The sequence below is a fragment of the Actinacidiphila sp. bgisy144 genome (assembly GCF_057708105.1).
This window is the reverse complement of sequence record NZ_JBYIRM010000021.1, coordinates 48,855-66,346: the sequence shown is the minus strand read 5'-3', so window position 1 is coordinate 66,346 and position 17,492 is coordinate 48,855. Positions and strand designations below refer to the sequence as shown.

Here is a 17,492-nt window from a genome sequence, read left to right as displayed (position 1 = left end):
ACCACGTCAGGAGTTCACATGAGCTGGGATGTTCTCCTCCTACGCCTGCCCGCGCACATCACATCGGTTGGCGAAGTACCCGACGACTACACGCCGCCCCCACTCGGTCGGCGCAAGGACGTCCTCGCGACGGTGAGCAAGGCCGTCCCTGAAGCCGATCTCTCCGATCCCTCCTGGGGCGAACTCCTCGGGTCCGGCTGGTCGATGGAACTGAACATCGGCTCCAAGGACCCCATCAACTCGATCATGCTCCACATCCGCGGCTCCGGCGACGACGTGCTGGTCTCCGTCTTCCGCGTCGCTGCTGCTCTGGACTGCAGGGTTCTGGACTGCTCGGAGGGCGACCTGATCACCCAGGAGGGCACTTCGGGCTGGCGCGCCTTCCAGGAGTTCCGTGACCGCGTGGTGGACCTGACCTCCTGAAGTCGGGCGGGTCAGCCATGGCCGCCCGCGGCTTCCGGGGGCGGAAGGGGTGTCGCTCGCCGGCGAACAGGGGGCCGGCATCACCGGCGACCGGGATGCCCGCAGGTCTCTGCGGCGGTGTGTGGGGGGATTTCGGGGGAAGCGGGGGGCGTGGCACCGTGGGCGGATGGGTGTGGAGCAGAGGGTGGTGGCGGAGGACGGGGTGGGGTTGTGGGCGAGGCGGGACGGGGTGGGGGACGGGGTGGTGTGCTGTCACGGCGGGCCCGGGTTGTGGGACTTTCTCGGTGATGTGGCAGTGCTGCTGGCGGACCGGGCGGCGGTGTACCGGTGGGACCAGCGCGGGTGCGGGCGGTCGGAGCGGCGGGGGCCGTACTCGTTCGCACGGTCGGTGGCCGATCTCGACGCGGTACGGCGGCACTTCGGGCGGGAGCGGGTGGCGCTACTGGGCCACTCGTACGGGGCCGATCTGGCGTTGAGGTACGCGCTGGCCCATCCGGAACGGGTGAGCGGGCTGGTGTACGTCTCCGGCACCGGGATCGACGCGAGTTGGGCGACCGACTCGCTGGCGCGGGCCCTGCCCCGGGCCGACCGGGTGCTGCTCGACGGTGCGGGCCATCTGCCGTGGGTGGAGCGGCCCGAGGAGTTCCGGGCCGCCGTCGGCGACTTCCTGGCCGGACGGGGGCCCGGGCCCGGGGCCGCCCGCCCCGGGGCCGCGCACCCCTGAAAGCGGCGGCCCCGGTCCGTACGGCAGGCGGCTACCCCACCTCCCGGCTCAGCTCGGCCGGCGCGTCCAGCCGGGTCAACTTCCGCGGGTTGCGCACCGCGTAGACCCGGGTGACCCGTCCCTCCGCCACCGCCAGCCCCAGGGCGGCCGGCTCACCGCCGACGTCGATCCGCCCCGCGGGCGCACCGTTGAGCCAGACGGTCGCCGCGGTGAACCCGTCGGCCGCCCCGTGCGCGCGGGCGAGCAGCGCGGCGACCAGTTCGGCGCCGCGGACCGGTGTGAGCGCGGCCGCCGCGATCCCGCCCCCGTCCGCGATCATCACCACGTCGGGCGCGAGGACCGCCATCAGGTCCTCCAGCCGCCCGGTGCTCAGCGCGGCCATGAACCGTTCCACCACGGCCTGTTGCTCCGCCGGGCTGACCTCGACCCGCGGCCGGCGGGCCGCCACGTGCTCCCGGGCCCGCCGCGCGATCTGCCGGACGGTGGCCGCCGGCTTCCCGACGGCCGCGGCGATCTCCCCGTACGGCAGCTCGAAGACCTCGCGGAGCACGAACACCGCCCGCTCGGCCGGCCCGAGGGTCTCCAGCACGGTCAGCATCGCCATCGAGACGCTCTCGGCGAGGACGATGTCGTCGGCGACGTCGGGGGTGGTCAGCAGCGGCTCGGGCAGCCACTCGCCGACGTACTCCTCGCGGCGGCGGGACAGGGTGCGCAGCCGGTTGAGCGCCTGCCGCGTGACGATCCGGACGAGGTACGCGCGCGGGTCGCGGACCTGCGCGCTGTCGGCGGCGGACCACCGCAGCCAGGACTCCTGGAGCACGTCCTCGGCGTCGGCCGCCGACCCGAGCATCTCGTAGGCGACGGTGAACAGCAGGCCGCGGTGGGCGGCGAACGGGTCGGCCGCGGAGGGGTCGGCGAACGGGTCGGCGGTCACCGCGGGCGGGCGGCGGCGGGCGCCTGCGGGCGGGCGGCCAGGGGGACTTCGCACGCCGCGGAGTAGCCCTGCGACTGGATGCCGAGCGCGTTGTTGCTGCGGGTGGCGAAGTTGGCGAAGGCGATGGCGGCGGTGAGTTCGACCATCGCGGCCGGGCCGAGCCGGTCCAGCAGCCGCGCGGACAGCTCGTCGCCGACGGTCGGCGGGGTGGCCGTCATGGCCTCGGCGTACTCCAGCACGTCGCGCTCCAGCGGGGTGAAGACGTCCGCCTCCCGCCAGCGCGGCACCTGGCTCGCCTTGGCCAGGTCCAGGTCCTGGTGCGCGGCCTGGAAGTAGCCGATGTCGAGGCACCAGCCGCAGCCGACCTGGGCGGCGACGGCCATGTGCGCGAAGGTCTTCAGGCCCGGGTCGGCCGCGTCCCACCGGGCCAGCCGGTCGCCGAACTCCAGGTTGTCCCGGGCGACCCGCGGGCTGTGCCAGGTCACCTCGACGGGCTCGGGCACGCTGCCGAGCTGCGCGGTCAGCTGCTCCCGCAGCTCGGCGGGGAGTTCGGCCTTCGGTACGCGTGGCGCCATGGTGTCCTCCTTGGACGCTGCCGGTTCGGAGTGGTTCGGCATGAAGACACCGCTCGGGCCGCGGGTGTGACAGGCGACGACGGTACGGGGCCGGGTCCGTCATGAGTTCAGCGTAGTGGCGCGCTGCGGCGGGTTCGGGCCGTGCCACCGCTGTGAGCTGCGGCGACACGGCAAAAGGGGGCATGGCGCGCAGGCCGTCGGCTGGCCCGGTGCGGCGGCCGCCCGCAAGGTGGGAGCGCGGGCGGGCGGTACGGCAGGGCGCGGCAGGCGTACGGCACGGCAGGCGGCAGGCGGCAGTGCACGCTGGAGCGGAGCGGGCGGCAGGGATGGACGAGATCTGGGTTCTGGGCGCGACCGGCCGGACGGGCCGCGCGATCGCCGCGAGGCTGGCGGCGGAGGGCGCGCCGCTGGTCCTGGTCGGGCGCGACGCCGGGCGGCTGGACACGGTGGCCGCCGAGGTCGGCGGCACGTCGCGGACCGTGGTGATCGGCCGAGCCGGGGGAAGGCACGGGGGTGCCACCGACACCGCGGGAACCAGCGGCACAAGTGGCAGCAGCGGCACCATCGGAACTACCGGCACCGCTGGCACCGTCGCCGCGATCGCCGAAGCGCTCGGGGCGGCCGGGCGGCCCGCGGTCGTCGTGAACACGATCGGCCCGTTCACCGAGACCGCGGTGCCGATCGCCCGGGCCTGCCCGCCCGGCACCCACTACCTCGACCTGGCCAACGAACTCCGTGCGGTGAGCGGGCTGTTGGACCTGCACGCGGAGGCGGCAGCGGACGGCCGCTGCCTGGTGACGGGCGCCGGGTTCGGGGTGCTCGCCACCGAGAGCGCGGTGCTGAAGCTGTGCGCGGGCCGGCCCGCCCCCGTCCGCGTACGGGTCGACGCGCTGCCGGCGGCCGGTGGCCGGTCCGGTCCGGTCGGCGCCGCCCTCGCGGCGAGCGTCGTGGACGCGATCGCGGTCGGCGGGCGCCGCTACGAACGGGGCCGGCTGGTGCGCGCCCGGCTCGGTGGCGACTTCGCGCGTTTCACGCTGCCCGACGGTTCGGCGGCCCACAGCGCGGGCGGACCGTCGGGCGAGTTGGCGGCGGCCCACCGCGCCAGCGGTGCGCCGTTCGTCGTCGCCGCGTCGGGGATGATGCCGACCGGGCGGGTGCTGCGCGCGGTGCTGCCGACCGCGGCCCGGCTCCTGGCGTGGCGGCCGCTCGGCGCCGCCGTGAAGCGCCGCTTCGCCCGGGTGCAGGCCGAACCGGCCGAGCGGCGGCGGGAGTTCTCCTGGGCGCGGGCCCTGGTCCGCGACCCCGACGGCCGCAGCCGCACGGGGTGGCTGCGCACCGGTGACGGCATGGGCTTCACGGCCGCGGTGGCCGCCGAGGTCGCCCTCCGCCTCGCCCGCGGTCAGGGAAAGCCCGGGGCCCACACCCCCGGCGCGCTCTTCGGTCCCGAGCTGGCGGAGGCGGCCGGTGCCGTCTTCCTCCTCGACGAGCCGCACCCTGGGCCGTAAGTCCGTTGCCCGGTCCGGCTGTTGTCCGCAGGCAGCGCACGACCGCGGCCACAGGGCGCTCTTGACACCATCGGGGCCGCCGCCGACGCTGGGGCGGGGCGCGCCACCGCCGACGAACGCGCCGCCAACTCCCGTGCACAGCAAGCGCAGCAGACGCAGCAGACACAGCACGCACGCACAGCAGAGGGCAGGCAGAGAGCAGGCAGCGCGCCGCCGCGCACACGCCGGCACGGCCGTGTGGCGGGACGGCGGGCGAGGGCAGCGAAGGAGCGGTCATGCGGGGGCCAGACGCGTTTCCGACGGTGGCGGGGGTCGCCGCGGCGGCCCGGCTGCTGACGCTGCGCCACCCCGACCTGTGCCGGATGCGGCTGGCGGGCGAGTCCCGGTCCGGGCAGCCGCTGTGGCTGCTGTCCGTCGGCGCCCCCCGCGGCTGCGACCGCCACATCCTGGTGGTGGCCGGTGCGAACTGCGACGAACCGGCGGGCGGCGGCGCCGTGCTGTGGCTGGCCGAACAGGCCGTCCATGACCGGCGGCGGCTCAAGGAGGCCGGGCTGACCTGGGACTTCCTGCTCTGCCTGGACCCCGACGGCGCGCTTTTGAACGAGACGGGACCGGCCGGTCCGCGCCCGCCCGCGGTGCACTTCCGCCACACCTACCGGCCCGCGAGCGACGAACACCCCTATGCGGCCGACTCCTTGCTCGCGCCGTCCGGCCGGCTCCCCGAGGCGCTGGCGCTGTCCGCGCTGGTCGCCGATCTGCGGCCGGTGCTGCGCTGCTCGCTGCACAGCAACGACGTGGGCGGCGCCTGGGTCCGGCTGTCCGCCGAACTGCCGGGGCTAGCCGAGCCGTTCGGGAAGAGCGCGGCCGAACTCGAGGTACCGGTGCAGACCGGTACGTACGAGGCCCTGCCGGCACAAGGTGCGGGGCCGGGGGTCTTCGTACGGCCGGGCGCCCCGGAGCTGCCCGGCGGGCCGGAGGTGCGGGTGGAGGTGCCGATGTGGGCGACCCGGCGGGTGGCGTACGCCGAGCCGCACCCGGACCCCGAGTACGCGCTCGCCGTGCTGGCGGCGCGGCTGCGCAACGAGGGGGCCACCGGGGAGGAGGCGTTCGAGCAGGCGCTGGAGCTGCTGGGGGGCGCCGCGCGAGGGCCCTTGCTGCGGGCCGCGCGGCAGGCGGTCAGTGCCTGGGAGGCGCTCGCGGCGGACTTCGACGAGGTAGGGCGGCAGTCGCCGGTGCCGCTGACCATGGCGCATGTCGCCGCGTGCGACATCGCCGCGCGCCGGGCGCCGCTGCGGGCGGCGGGGATGCTGCTGCGGCTGCTGGACGAGGCGCGGCTGGACGAGGACCCCGACAGCGGGCCCGCGCGGCTGCGGGCGCGGCTGGAGCGGCGCCTGGACGCCGGGGCGGCGGACCTGATCGCGGCGATGGACGCGACGTGGGTGCCGATAGCCGAGCAGATGGAGTTGCAGGCGCGGACGGTGCTGGCCGCGGCCGCGGCGCTGGGGTGAGCGCTGCCGGGCCGGCGGCCTGCGCGGGGTCCGGTGGCGGCTACGGCGGTCTTGACAGGTGGGCCGGGGGATCGCAACCTTGGCGAGGCATCGGGCAAATCGGCGGTTACCCCGTCAACTCAGCGGCGGGCCGGTCCTTTTGGGTACTCGGCCGGGTACCGGCTCGCATACAGGTCGGATGCAGGTCGGATGCAGCGTCGGGGTGCCGGCCCGGTGGGGCGGCGCGGGCGGTTCGGACAGCGAGGAGATCCCGTGGCGACGTCGACCGGCGGAGCGTGACTTCGGCGATGGCGGACGCCTATCCGAGTGTCGCGGGAGTCGTGGCGACCGCGGCGGCCTTCGCCGCCTTCCATCCGGGGTTGTGCACCCTGCGGGTCGTCGGCAGGTCGCGGGCGGGCCGCCCGCTGCACCTCCTGACCGTAGGGCGCGGCCGGCGGAACGTCCTGGTGGTGGCCGGGCCGCACTCGGACGAGCGGGTGGGCGCGGCGACCGCGCTCAGGCTCGCCGAACAGGTCGCGCACAATCCGCTGCTGCACTCCGGCGTGGACGTGTCCTGGCACCTGCTGCTGTGTCTGGACCCCGACGGCGCGGTGCGCCACGAGGCCGGGCCGGTGATCCGCCGCACCCCCGCCGCCCACTTCCGCCACGCCTACCGGCCGCCCCCGGAGGAGCAGCCGGAGTGGGCCCCGTCGATCCGGGCGCCGGAGGCCCAACTCCCCGAGTCCCAGGCGCTGATCGACCTCATCGACGAGCTGCGCCCGGTACTCCAGTGCTCGCTGCACGCCAATGACCTCGGCGGCTGCTGGGTGCAGTTGACCCGGGACATCCCCGGACTGGCCGAGGCGCTGGGCAAGTCGGCGGCCGAGCACGACGTGCCGGTGCAGACCGGCACCTATGACGCGCTGCGGTGGACGGTGTCGGGTCCAGGTGTCTATGTGCTGCCCGAGCCGGGCAGGAGCGCCCCGGCGGCGGACCCGGTGGAGGACCCCGCGGTCGGCCTCGCGCGCTCCACCTGGCTGCGGCCGCACCGCCACGGCGGCATGACCGCGCTGTTCGAGGTGCCGATGTGGACCGCCCGTACGGTGGCCGACCCGGCGCCCTGCCCGGACCCGGCCCCCCAACTCGCCCGGATCGGGCGCCAGTTGCGCGGCCACGCGAGCCGGGTGGAGGTGCTGCTCGCCGAGGCGCGGGCGGTGCTGCCCGCTGCCTCCCCCGAGCGCGCCCACCTGCTGCGGGTGGTCGCGAAGCTGGCCGCCGCCTGCCCGCAGGTGGCCGCGGAGTGGGAGCGGCTGCCGCCGGACGCTCTGCCCCCGGGCACGCTGCCGCTGACCGCCGCCCATGTCGCGGCCCTGGACATCGCGGCCCGCCGGATTCCGCTGCGGGCCGCGGGCACGCTGCTGCGGCTGCTCGACGGCTGCCCGGGCCCGGCCGCCGCCGAGGTCAGGGCCGCGGCCGGGCAGCAGTTCACCCGGTGGGCCGACGCGCTGGCCGCCGGCCACGACCCGGTGTGGGTGCCGGTCGAGCAGCAGGTACGGCTCCAGGCCGCGGCGGTGCTGGCGGCCTTCCGACTGGCCGTCGCCGGGGAGTGACGGCGGGCCGGGGAGTGACGGCGGGCCGGGAGGGCCGGGACCGCGAAGGCCGGGGCCCCGGGGAAGCCGCCCTCGGTCAGACGGTGACCGCGCCCAGCTCCGCCGCCACCAGCTCCGCGAGCTGTACGGCGTTGAGCGCGGCGCCCTTGCGGAGGTTGTCGTTGGACACGAACAGCGCCAGGCCGTTGTCCACCGTCTCGTCGCGGCGGATGCGGCCCACGTACGACGGGTCCTTGCCCGCGGCCTGGAGCGGGGTGGGGATCTCCGAGACCTCCACGCCCGGCGCGGCGGCGAGGATCTCGTAGGCGCGCTCCACGCTGAGCGGGCGGGCGAAGCGGGCGTTGATCTGGAGGGAGTGGCCGGAGAAGACCGGGACCCGTACGCAGGTGCCGGACACCTTCAGCTCGGGGATCTCCAGGATCTTGCGGGACTCGTTGCGGAGCTTCTGCTCCTCGTCGGTCTCGAAGCTGCCGTCGTCCACGAGGTTCCCCGCGAGCGGCACCACGTTGTACGCGATGGGCCGCTGGTAGACCGCCGGGGCGGGGTAGGCGACGGCCGACCCGTCGAAGGCCAGGCGGTCGGCCTGCGCGGTGACCTGCTGCGCCTGGCCGTGGAGCTCGGCGACGCCCGCCAGGCCGGAGCCGGAGACGGCCTGGTAGGTGGCCACGACCAGCGAGACGAGCCCGGCCTCGTCGTGCAGCGGGCGCAGGACCGGCATGGCGGCCATGGTGGTGCAGTTGGGGTTGGCGACGATGCCCTTGGGGCGGTCGGCGAGCGCGTGCGGGTTGACCTCGGAGACGACCAGCGGGACGTCGGGGTCGCGGCGCCACGCGGAGGAGTTGTCGATCACGACGGCGCCCTGGGCGGCGACCTTCTCGGCGAGCGCGCGGGAGGTGCCGCCCCCGGCGGAGAAGATCACGATGTCCAGGCCGGTGTAGTCGGCGGTCGCGGCGTCCTCGACGGTGACGGTCGCGCCGTCCGCGCCGCCCTCCCAGGGCAGGGCGCGGCCCGCGGAGCGCGCCGACGCGAACAGGCGCAGCTGCGTCACCGGGAACTTCCGCTCGGCCAGCACCTTGCGGACGACCCCGCCGACCTGTCCGGTGGCTCCGACGATTCCGATCCTCATTGCGGTATCTCTCCGATCATGCCTGTCTGGGGGTGCCCGTCCGTTTCGAGTATCCCCGGGCCGGGAGCGGGGCGCCCGGGGATTTCAGCGGGCGAGACGGCCGGGGGCGGGTGGGCCCGCGGCCGCGGGTCGCGGGTCGGCGTCCGCCGCGGCGGCAAGGGCCGCGAGCGCGGCGGCCGTCGCGGTCGGACTCGCCGGGAGCAGCGGGAGCCGTACGTCCGGGGTCGGGATGCGGCCCTGGGCGTGCAGGACCGCCTTCACGACGGCCGGGTTCGGCTCGCTGAAGACGGCGGCGGCCAGGGCGGACAGCCGGCGCCCGCGCGCGTACGTACCGGCGCCGCCCGCCGCGGCCAGGGCCGCCCACTCCCCTGTCGCCAGGTGGGCCGAGGCCAGTACCGCGCCGTGCGCGCCGAGCGCCAGCAGTGCGGGGGCCAAAGCGTCGTCCCCGGCCAGCACCTCGAAGTCCGGGGGCGCCGCCGCCAGGAGCGCGACGGTCTCCGCGGTGACGTCCCCCGTCGCGTACTTCACGCCCCCCACCCCGGGGACGCCCGCGAGGGCGGCCAGCGCGGCGGCGGACAGGGGCTGCCCGGTGCGGTGGGGCACGTGGTAGACCAGCACGGGCAGCGGGCTCGCGGCGGCCACCTCGCGGAAGTGGGCGAGCACCCCCGCTTCGCCCGGCCGGGTGAACGACGGGACCGTGGCCAGCACCGCGTCCGGCGGCTCCGGCAGGGCGGCGAGGGCCTCGGCCTCACGCGCGGCGCGCCGGGTGGAGCCGGCGCCGCCCACCCCCACGGTCCAGCGGGCGCCGTGCGCGCGGCAGACCCGGCCGACCACGGCGGTGACCGCGGCCCGCTCGTCCGGCTCCAGCGCGGCCGCCTCCGCGGTGGTGCCCAGCGCCACCAGCCCGCCGGCGCCCTCGTCCAGCACCTCGTGCCCGAGGCGCTCCAGCGCGGCGAGGTCGACCCGCCCGTCCGGCCCGAACGGCGTGATCAGCGGTACGTGGATCATGCCTGCGAGTGTGCGCCGCCGGGAAGCGGAAGGTCCAGTTAAATGTCGTGCACGGAACTCTTAAGCAGCTCTACGCTGCGTCGCATGTATGAGATCTCCGCCGATCCCGCGCGCCTCGACGTCGCCCGCGTCCACCAGTGGCTGTCCGCCGACTCGTACTGGGCGAAGGGGCGTTCCCTCGACAAGCAGCGGGCCGCGATAGCCAACTCGCTCAACTTCGGGGCGTACCGCGAGGACACCGGCGAACAGCACGCCTACGCCCGGGTCGTGACCGACCTCACGACCTTCGCCTGGCTCTGCGACGTCTACGTCGACCCCGCCGCCCGCGGCAACGGCCTCGGCACCTCCCTCGTCGCCGCCGTCCGCGACCACCTCGCGCCCCTCGGCATACGCCGCATCCTCCTGGCCACGGCCGACGCCCACGGCGTCTACGCCAAGGTCGGCTTCGAACCCCTCGCCGACCCCGCCCGCTGGATGTCCCTGGGCCACTGACCCACCCGCCCCGGGCCCGGTCAGCGCCGCGGCAGCGCCCTGGCGGCCTCCTCCAGCCGCTCCATTCCGTGCACGAGCGGGCCCCGGTACCCCGCGCCGAGCCGCCGCCCGTCCTCGCCGACCCGGGCGTATCCGAGGAAGGGCACCCCGGCGGCAGCGGCGGCCCGGGCGTCGGCCGCGGAGTCCCCGATCATGAGGCAGTCCTGCGGGCGCACCGCGAGTGCAGCGCACGCCGCCCGCAGGCAGTGCGGGTCCGGCTTCATCAGCTCCGGGCGGACCGGGTCCCGTCCGAACACCGCGTCGCCGAAGCAGCCGTCGAGGCGGTGCTCCTTGAGGTAGGCGCGCACTGCACCGGGCGCGTTGTTGGTGGTCATCGCGAGCGACCGGCCGCTGTCGGCGACCGCCTGGATGAAGTCGTCGGCATGCGGGGTGCTTTCGGCGCCGAGCGCGGCCAGCTCCTCCTCCTCGGCGAGCAGGAGCTCCAGTTCGGCGGCCAGCTCGGCGCTCGGTGCGGCCCGCAGGATCGCGTGCGGGTCCGAACTGCGCAGCAGGGCCTCGTCGACGACGGGTGCGCCGCGCGCCGCGAGCAGTTCCCGCAGCAGGGTGGCGATGCTCATCGCGGAGCGGGTGTGGAACAGGCGGCACACCGGCCCGTCGAAGTCGAGCAGCAGGCAGTGCGCACGGGCGAGCAGTTCGGGGACGGAGCGGTCGCGGCGCGGGGCGTCGTGCGGAGAAGTCACCTGACGAGTGTCGGCGGCCGGGCGGCCCGATGCCAGAGCCGTTGCGTTCAGTCCGGCGGCCGGTTCCGGCGCCACCAGTCCGCGAACACCGCCTCCACCTGTTCCGTTGGCGGCGTTTCCGGCAGTCGCAGCGGCTCGCGTGCGGCCGCCAGCACGCGCTGTACGACGGTGGCCGCGCCGCGCAGCCGCACCCGGCCCGCCGCGCTGCCGGGCGGCTCCTGGGTCCGCGCGAGCCGGGCGGTGGCCCGCAGCACGTCGGTGCACAGCGACTGGACCCGCTTGTAGGCGCGGTAGTGCGGCAGGTCCTGCGCGGTGCCCGCCGACCGGCGCGGCCCGACCGCGCGCTGCCACCGCCGGACCAGCTCCTGCTCCTGGTCGGCCGGGTAGTCCATGAGGTGCAGATGGGTGGCGAGGTCGTACAACGGGTCGCCGAGCAGGGCGAGTTCCCAGTCGATGGTCCACAGGTCGCCGACCCGGTCGACGACGAGGTTCCGGCGGTGCAGATCGCCGTGGAGGAGGGTGCGCGGGCGGTCGGTGAGCAGCGGCCGGCGCCGCGCGAACGCGTCGAGCGCGGCGACAGGCACGCCGAGCAGGTCGAGCAGTTCCGCCATCTCCTTCTGGCGGTCCCGGTAGGCGTGCGCCATCGTGAAGTGGGTGAGCGCGCCCAGGAACGCGGTGGCGCCGCCGTGCTCCGGGTAGGCGGCCGGGTCGTGCCGGTCGCAGGCGGCAGCGGGCTGCGGGCCGGCGTGCGCGGCGAGCGCCTCGGCGTCGACTCCGGCGAGGGCGTGGAAGAGCTCCTCGATCTGGTCGAGGTAGCGGCCGGGTACCCGGCCGGGCCGGGCGCCGCGCACCCGGTCCAGGGTGACCCCTTCGATGAAGGCCAGGAAGGCCAACCGCTGTCCGTCAACGGCCTGTTCGACCACCTGCGGGATGCGCGGCGGCGTCCGGCCGTAGCGGGCGCCCCGACCCTGGCGGGCGTGCAGCAGGCGCAGCAGTTCCTCCTCGGAGGGGAACCAGCGCATGTCGTACCAGAGCGCGTCCTGCCGCGGTTCGCGCAGCTTCAGCCAGCGGAAGTCCCCGGCGAGCGGTGAGCTCCGGTCGAGGCGTACGGCGAAGGTCCGGTGGTGGTAGCCCTTGAGGGGCCCCTCCACCCGGTCGGCCCCCACCGCGCCGGCATGGTGGGCGACGCCCTGCGGGGCCGTGGCCGTCGTCGTCACGTTTCTCCTCGCCGCTGGTACGCCCGCGGATGTGGATCAACGGGCCGCCCGGAAGCGACCACGATAGACCGGCTCAGTCCTCCGCGGTGAGCGGCTCGGCGATGGTGGTCCACACGGAGTCGAACCAGTCCTGCGTCTCCTGGACGAACCGGGACTCGGGCGACGCCGGGTCGGCGGGGTCGCGCCGGTGCGGGAAGAGCGTCGCGCTGATGCCGAGGACGTCGTAGATCTCGCCCTCGCCGCTGCCGTCCTCGAAGGTGACCACCCGCGGCACCAGCCGGTACAGGCCGTGCAGCGCGGTGTCGTGGTTCAGCAGGTAGAGCTTGAACATCGGGGTGGCCGGCAGTGACCGGAACTGCACGTCGAGCCGCAGGTCGAGGCCGATCTCCTCGGCGACCGCCGCGAGGGCGTCGAACGTCGAGCGCAGCGTGACCACATGGCTCCTGATGAGCTGCCGCAGCCGCCGCATCGGACGCGGGTCGTCCGGGTCGGCCACCATCCGCGGGAAGGCCAGCACCGCTTCGGTGCTGGGCAGCAGCACCCGCAACGTGATGGAGGACGGCCGCAACTGGCCCAGCATGACCCGTTGCAGCGGCTGGGAGAGCACGCTGTTGAGCGTCTCCGTGGTGAGGGAGAACGTGTCGATCACCACGTCCTGCTGCTCGAAGGCGGCCGCCGTGTGCGCGGCGAGGGCGGCCAGCGCGCGCTCCGGCTCCTTGGTGCCCGCGGTCCGGCCGCGGGCCTGCCGGGGCAGCACCTCGGCGGACCGGCCGCGCTGGTTGTCGATGTAGCCCTCCCGGCGCAGCTCGGTCAGCGCCCGCTGCACCGTCGGCCGGGAGACGTCGAACCGCTCTTCCAACTCGGCCTGGGACGGGATGCGTTCACCCACCGGGTAGCGGCCGTCGTCGATCTCGCCGCGCAGCACATCCGCGATGTGCAGGTAGGGCGGCCGGGAGCTGGTGGGCGAGGCCGGTTCATCGGGCACGGGCCAACGTTACAACTTCCCTCCCCCGTCGCACACTTGCCTCAGCCAAGTTTACCGATCTCGCCCCCGCGGGCACATCAAAGACAAGAAAGCTCATTCAACTTCCTTCGATAATGGTCAAGTTGGACAGTTGAATGACCTCACTCCGTCTCAGAGCTGGGGAGGTGGGGGCCGTGGTGGTCTGGGGTCTTTGGGGGTTCGTGCTGGAAGAAGTGGTGCAGTGGCGGTACGGCGCCGCGGGGATGCTGGTCGTGGGGCTGGTGACGGTCGGGCACAAGGCGAAGAGCACCGCGTGCACGGCGATCGGGCTGACCGCGCTGGCGCTGCTGCTGGCCCAGTGAGGGACGGAGGGTGCCGGGCGGGTCAGAAGACGTCGGGGCACCAGGGGCGGCGCGGAGTGCGGAAGAGGGTGTCCGCGGTGGAGGCGGCCTGCTCGCGGTGCTCGGTGATCCGGCCGAGCACCGCCAGCCGCACCGCGGACTCGTCGCCGAGGTAGAGGCACGCGAGGTCGGCGGCGGTCAGGGCGAGGTCCGCCGGCGCCGACGTGGGGGTGCAGGTCGCGGCCCCCTTCCCGTCGGTCTCCAGCAGGAAGCGCCCGGCGGCGGGCCCCGCGGTGGTGCCGTCACCGCCGCGCACCTCGTCGCGTACGTCCAGCACCAGCCCGGTCGCCGGGCCCGCGTAGCCGCGGGCGGTGAGCGCGGCCGGGACGTCCAGCAGCCGCAGCCACAGGAAGTCGGCGTACGCCTCGGCACGGGCCGCGCGCGGGTCGCCCAGCAGCAGGGGCATGACGTCGTCGGGCGCGCGGTAGCCGGAGGTGATCCGCGTGATCCAGTCCATCGACAGCAGGAAGCGCCACAGCGCCACCTCGGCGGCCGGGGTGGCCGCCGTCAGGTCCACGACCGTCAGATCCGTCCGCGGCTGCTTGCCCGGCCACGGGTGGTCCTGCACCTCCCACCGCACGAACCCGTCGACCCGGCCGTCCGGGCCGCGGTAGGCCGCGCAGAAGTGCTCCTTCCAGCCGTGCAGCCGCAGTTCGCCGGTGGTCCGCTGCCACCACAGCGGCGGCCGGTCGATCGCCCCTGGGGTGCGCGCCCTGAGCCGGTCGTGCACCGCGGGGCCGAACTCACCCAGTTCGGCGAGCGTCGCCATGTCCACCCGCCCGCCGTCCGCCGGCCCGGCGTACCGCTGGTCGAGCGCGGCCCGCGGCACGTCGACCTCCCAGTTCGCCACCCACGTCGCCGGGCCGAAGCCGAACCGGCCGTAGATCGGGTACTCCGCTGCGATCAGGATCGACACCGCGTCCCCGCGCTCCCTGGCGTCGGCGAGGTCGGCGGCCATCATCCGCGCCGCGAGCCCGCGCCGGCGGTGCGTGGCGGTCACCGCGACGTTGGTGATCGCCGACGCGGGCACCGCCGCCCCGCCGGGCACCGTCAGCTCCCTGGGCATGCTGCGGAAGGTCGCCACACAGCGGCCGCCGTCGAACGCCCCGCGGGTCCGCGCCAGGTCGATGATCCTGCGGCGGGCCGCGACCTCCTCGGCGTCGGCCGTCGGCGCGATGTGGAAGCCGGTGTACTGCGCCCGCACCCAGTCGGCGACGTCGGACTCTTCGAGGGTGCGGATCTCAGCGGTCATGCCCGGCACGATAGGCGGGCGGGCCCCGGCCCCGCACACGGTTATCGGTCCGGGCGGCCCCGCGGCGGAGAGGGCCGGTCAGTCCTCCGCGAGCAGGTCCTCCACCCGCGCCTCGCCCGCCCGGTAGCGGCGCGTGATCTCCGCCGAGCAGCCGTCCACCGTCTGCTGGAGCGCGTGCCGCCGCCGCGACACCTGCTGCTCGTGACCGGCCAACCGGGCCATCCCCGCGTCCAGTTCGGCGTCCGTACGGGCGTCGAGGTCGGACAGCTCCACCTCGGAGAGCATCTCCTCGGCGAGCAGCCGCACCCGCTCGGTCAGCGGGGTGCCCAGCGTGACGTGGCGGGCCGAGGAGCGCCCCGGCGACGGCCCGTCGGTGAGGATCTCCGGGAGCCGGTCCACGACGGGTGCGTCGGCCGGCCCGGCCGGGGGCTGCGTGCCGCCGTGCGTCCCCTGCGCGCCCGGCGCTCCGGCCTCCTCGGCCACCGCCTCGGCGGCGTCCGCGCCACCGCGCCGGGCCCGTTCGGCCCGCAGGATGTCGATCCGCCCGTGCAGCATGCGCCGCAGGTACGACAGGTCGGCCTCCTCCCGCTGCGCCTCGCGGCGCAGGGCGCGCAGCGCGACCAGGTCCAGCGCGCCCAGGTCCGGCGCGGGTGAACCGGCAAGGCCCCCGGACAGCGGGCCCAGGTCCACCAGGGGACCGGCCGGCGCGTCGGCGACCGGACCGCGTGGCGCGGGCGGCCGTAGCGGACCCGTGGCGTCGGCCTTCAGCATGGGTTGGCCCTTCCTGCTGTGCGATCCGCCGGGGAACCGGCGGCCCTCGGTACGGCGCCGCCGTGCGCCGCGCGCGGCACCGGGTGCACGGTGCCGGGCGTGTGTCCCGCGCCGGTTCTGGTCATCCCTGTCGTCCCCTCCGGGCGTGCCGCACGCCCCTCCCGGCTTCGATGCTGCCACCTGCCGTCGGCGGCCCGCAGCGACTCTGCACCCGAACGGCCGTCACAACAGTTGTGCGACCCCGCCGACCGGGCGAACGCCGCTCCCCTCGATCGGCCGCCCTCACCCGTGTGGGGTACGGCCGCCGGGACCCGCGACAATAGGGCCATGCGAGCGGTGGCCCAGCGGGTGAGCGAAGCGAAGGTCGTCGTCGACGGGGAGACCGTCGGCGCCATCCAGGGACCGGGACTGTGCGTCCTGGTCGGTGTGACGCACGACGACACGAAGGAGAAGGCCGCGGCGCTGGCCCGCAAGTTGTGGAGCCTGCGCATCCTGCCCGAGGAGCGGTCGTGCTCCGACATCGACGCCCCGCTCCTCGTGGTGAGCCAGTTCACGCTTTACGGTGACGCCCGGAAGGGTCGCCGGCCCACGTGGAACGCCGCGGCGCCCGGCCCGGTCGCCGAGCCGCTCGTCGACGAGGTGGTCGCGCAGCTGCGCGGGCTCGGCGCGACCGTCGCCACCGGGGTCTTCGGCGCCGACATGAAGGTCTCCATGACCAACGACGGGCCCTTCACCCTCGTCGTCGACATCTGACCGGCGACGGGGGCGCTACGGCGCGACCACGGTCTCCTGCGCCGCCGCGGTGTTCTCCCCCGCGATCAGCGTCGCGTGCTCCGGGGTGTTCCGCTTCACCAGCGCGAGGGCGATCGGCCCCAGCTCCCAGTGCCGGGCGGAGGAGGTGACGAAGCCGATCGCGCGGGCCTCCCCCGGCCCGGCGCCGTCGGCCGCGACGCGGACCGGGTCGCCGTGGGCGGGCAGCCGCACCTCGCTGCCGTCGAGGTGGAGGAAGACGAGCCGGCGCGGCGGCCGCCCGAGGTTGTGCACCCGCGCCACCGTCTCCTGCCCGCGGTAGCACCCCTTGCTCAGGTGCACCGCGCTGTCCAGCCAGCCCAGCTCGTGCGGGATCGTCCGGTGGTCGGTCTCCAGGCCCAGCCGCGGTCGGTGCGCCTCGATCCGCAGCGCCTCGTGGGCGAGCACGCCCACCGCCGGGCCCGCCGCCGCGGCGAAGTCCGCCAGTTCGGCGCGCGGCACGAACACGTCCCGGCCGTACGGCGTCTCGCGCACCGCCCACCCGGCGGGCACCTGGGTGATCGAGCCGGCGGGCAGGTACACCACCGCGTACTGCTCCCCCGCGTCGGCGACCTCGACCCGGTAGAAGAACTTCATGCTCTCCAGGTAGGCCAGCAGCGCGCCCTGGGTGCCGGGCTCGACGTGCAGCCAGGTGGTGGTGCCGTCGTCGACCAGGTACAGGGCGTGCTCGATGTGGCCGTGCGCGGACAGGATCAGTGCCTCGGTGGCCTGCTGCGGCGGCAGTTGCTCGACGTGCTGGGTGAGGAGCAGGTGCAGCCAGGAAAGCCGGTCCTCGCCGCTGACGGTGACGACGCCGCGGTGCGACAGGTCCACGAAGCCGGTGCCGTCCGCGAGCGCGCGCTGCTCGCGGAAGAGGTCGCCGTAGTGGGCGGCGACGCCCTCGTCAGGGCCTTCTGCGGGGACGGCGCCGGGAAGCGACAGCAAAGGGCTCTTGTTCATGCGACCCAGCGTACGGCGGCGCGCCTCAGGCGTTCCCCGCGGCTCCTGCCGCTCCTGCCGCTCCCGCGGCGCCGGTGGTCTCCGCGTGCCCGGCCGCCTTGCGCGCGCACTCCTGGCAGCGCCCGAAGATCGCGAAGTGCTTCATGTCCGTCTCGAAGCCGAACTTCTCGCGCAGCTCGTCCTTGAGCGGGGCCGCGACGCTCACGTCCGCCTCGGTCACCCGGTCGCAGTCCCGGCAGACCAGGTGCATGTGGTCGTACCGGTCGGCGAGGTGGTAGGTGGGGGCGCCGTGGCCGAGGTGGGCGTGGTTGACCAGGCCCAGCTCCTCCAGCAGCTCCAGGGTGCGGTAGACCGTGGAGATGTTGACGCCGGACGCGGTCTTGCGCACCTCGCACAGGATGCCGTCGGGCGTCGCGTGGCCGAGGGCGTCGACCGCCTCCAGCACAAGCTCGCGCTGCGGGGTCAGCCGGTACCCGCGCTGCCGCAGATCGCTCTTCCAGTCGGTGCTCGCCAC

The 17,492-nt window shown here is 75.2% G+C and carries 19 protein-coding genes; 8 read left to right on the top strand and 11 right to left on the bottom strand.

Annotated features, from left to right (window positions below; all coding sequences use genetic code 11):
- Nucleotides 1–18: 18 nt before the first annotated feature.
- Both AC3EVP_RS23455 and AC3EVP_RS23450 read left to right on the top strand, forming a co-directional pair.
- Nucleotides 19–423 carry a hypothetical protein gene (locus AC3EVP_RS23455; protein WP_435132688.1) on the top strand — a complete coding sequence of 135 codons (405 nt, stop codon included), beginning with the start codon at nt 19–21 and terminating at the stop codon, nt 421–423.
- 166 nt (nt 424–589) lie between these two features.
- Nucleotides 590–1,147, top strand: a complete 558-nt coding sequence (locus tag AC3EVP_RS23450) for an alpha/beta fold hydrolase (RefSeq protein ID WP_435132686.1) — start codon at nt 590–592, stop codon at nt 1,145–1,147.
- A gap of 31 nt (nt 1,148–1,178) precedes the next feature.
- Here the strand turns inward: AC3EVP_RS23450 and AC3EVP_RS23445 are convergent, their stop codons facing one another.
- Entirely contained in the window at nt 1,179–2,081 is a 903-nt protein-coding gene (locus AC3EVP_RS23445; protein ID WP_435132812.1) for an RNA polymerase sigma-70 factor, read from the bottom strand.
- Nucleotides 2,078–2,656: a carboxymuconolactone decarboxylase family protein gene (locus tag AC3EVP_RS23440; RefSeq protein ID WP_435132683.1), complete on the bottom strand. Its 579-nt coding sequence runs from the start codon at nt 2,654–2,656 to the stop codon at nt 2,078–2,080. The genes AC3EVP_RS23445 and AC3EVP_RS23440 overlap by 4 nt, the downstream gene beginning before the upstream one ends.
- A gap of 326 nt (nt 2,657–2,982) precedes the next feature.
- Between AC3EVP_RS23440 and AC3EVP_RS23435 the strand changes: the two genes are divergently transcribed.
- From AC3EVP_RS23435 to AC3EVP_RS23425, 3 genes are all read left to right on the top strand, one after another.
- Nucleotides 2,983–4,161, top strand: a complete 1,179-nt coding sequence (locus AC3EVP_RS23435; RefSeq protein ID WP_435132680.1) for a saccharopine dehydrogenase family protein — start codon at nt 2,983–2,985, stop codon at nt 4,159–4,161.
- Between the two features lie 275 nt (nt 4,162–4,436).
- Nucleotides 4,437–5,669: a M14 family zinc carboxypeptidase gene (locus AC3EVP_RS23430; RefSeq protein ID WP_435132678.1), complete on the top strand. Its 1,233-nt coding sequence runs from the start codon at nt 4,437–4,439 to the stop codon at nt 5,667–5,669.
- A gap of 275 nt (nt 5,670–5,944) precedes the next feature.
- The gene (locus tag AC3EVP_RS23425; protein WP_435132675.1) at nt 5,945–7,258 is read left to right on the top strand and encodes a M14 family zinc carboxypeptidase; all 1,314 of its coding nucleotides are present in this window, start codon (nt 5,945–5,947) and stop codon (nt 7,256–7,258) included.
- Nucleotides 7,259–7,334: 76 nt separating this feature from the next.
- On the opposite strand, the gene AC3EVP_RS23420 is transcribed toward AC3EVP_RS23425, so the two are convergent.
- Nucleotides 7,335–8,384 (bottom strand): aspartate-semialdehyde dehydrogenase, encoded by a 1,050-nt coding sequence (locus AC3EVP_RS23420; RefSeq protein ID WP_435132673.1) that lies wholly within the window; start codon nt 8,382–8,384, stop codon nt 7,335–7,337.
- A gap of 84 nt (nt 8,385–8,468) precedes the next feature.
- A complete protein-coding gene (locus AC3EVP_RS23415; protein ID WP_435132671.1) occupies nt 8,469–9,392 on the bottom strand; it encodes a dihydrodipicolinate synthase family protein in 924 nt (307 codons plus the stop codon).
- Nucleotides 9,393–9,476: 84 nt separating this feature from the next.
- Here AC3EVP_RS23415 and AC3EVP_RS23410 point away from each other — a divergent pair, with 84 nt between their 5' ends.
- Nucleotides 9,477–9,884 carry a GNAT family N-acetyltransferase gene (locus AC3EVP_RS23410; protein WP_435132668.1) on the top strand — a complete coding sequence of 136 codons (408 nt, stop codon included), beginning with the start codon at nt 9,477–9,479 and terminating at the stop codon, nt 9,882–9,884.
- A gap of 20 nt (nt 9,885–9,904) precedes the next feature.
- On the opposite strand, the gene AC3EVP_RS23405 is transcribed toward AC3EVP_RS23410, so the two are convergent.
- From AC3EVP_RS23405 to AC3EVP_RS23395, 3 genes are all read right to left on the bottom strand, one after another.
- Nucleotides 9,905–10,624, bottom strand: coding sequence for an HAD family hydrolase (locus AC3EVP_RS23405; protein ID WP_335981262.1), 720 nt, complete (start codon nt 10,622–10,624; stop codon nt 9,905–9,907).
- 47 nt (nt 10,625–10,671) lie between these two features.
- Nucleotides 10,672–11,841, bottom strand: a complete 1,170-nt coding sequence (locus tag AC3EVP_RS23400) for a phosphotransferase (RefSeq protein WP_435132666.1) — start codon at nt 11,839–11,841, stop codon at nt 10,672–10,674.
- Nucleotides 11,842–11,914: 73 nt separating this feature from the next.
- On the bottom strand, nt 11,915–12,826 hold the full coding sequence (locus AC3EVP_RS23395) for a GntR family transcriptional regulator (RefSeq protein ID WP_335981259.1): 912 nt from the start codon (nt 12,824–12,826) through the stop codon (nt 11,915–11,917).
- A 134-nt stretch (nt 12,827–12,960) separates the two neighbouring features.
- On the opposite strand from AC3EVP_RS23395, the gene AC3EVP_RS23390 reads away from it, so the two are divergent.
- Nucleotides 12,961–13,167, top strand: coding sequence for a hypothetical protein (locus tag AC3EVP_RS23390; protein WP_335981256.1), 207 nt, complete (start codon nt 12,961–12,963; stop codon nt 13,165–13,167).
- A gap of 22 nt (nt 13,168–13,189) precedes the next feature.
- On the opposite strand, the gene AC3EVP_RS23385 is transcribed toward AC3EVP_RS23390, so the two are convergent.
- Together AC3EVP_RS23385 and AC3EVP_RS23380 are read right to left on the bottom strand one after the other, a co-directional pair.
- A complete protein-coding gene (locus AC3EVP_RS23385) occupies nt 13,190–14,458 on the bottom strand; it encodes a GNAT family N-acetyltransferase (protein WP_435132662.1) in 1,269 nt (422 codons plus the stop codon).
- Nucleotides 14,459–14,536: 78 nt separating this feature from the next.
- Nucleotides 14,537–15,229 (bottom strand): RsiG family protein, encoded by a 693-nt coding sequence (locus AC3EVP_RS23380; protein ID WP_435132659.1) that lies wholly within the window; start codon nt 15,227–15,229, stop codon nt 14,537–14,539.
- 327 nt (nt 15,230–15,556) lie between these two features.
- Between AC3EVP_RS23380 and dtd the strand changes: the two genes are divergently transcribed.
- Nucleotides 15,557–15,982 (top strand): D-aminoacyl-tRNA deacylase, encoded by a 426-nt coding sequence (dtd, locus tag AC3EVP_RS23375; protein ID WP_435132656.1) that lies wholly within the window; start codon nt 15,557–15,559, stop codon nt 15,980–15,982.
- A gap of 15 nt (nt 15,983–15,997) precedes the next feature.
- On the opposite strand, the gene ygfZ is transcribed toward dtd, so the two are convergent.
- Nucleotides 15,998–16,978, bottom strand: a complete 981-nt coding sequence (ygfZ, locus tag AC3EVP_RS23370) for a CAF17-like 4Fe-4S cluster assembly/insertion protein YgfZ (RefSeq protein ID WP_435132653.1) — start codon at nt 16,976–16,978, stop codon at nt 15,998–16,000.
- 25 nt (nt 16,979–17,003) lie between these two features.
- Entirely contained in the window at nt 17,004–17,492 is a 489-nt protein-coding gene (locus tag AC3EVP_RS23365) for a Fur family transcriptional regulator (protein WP_435132650.1), read from the bottom strand.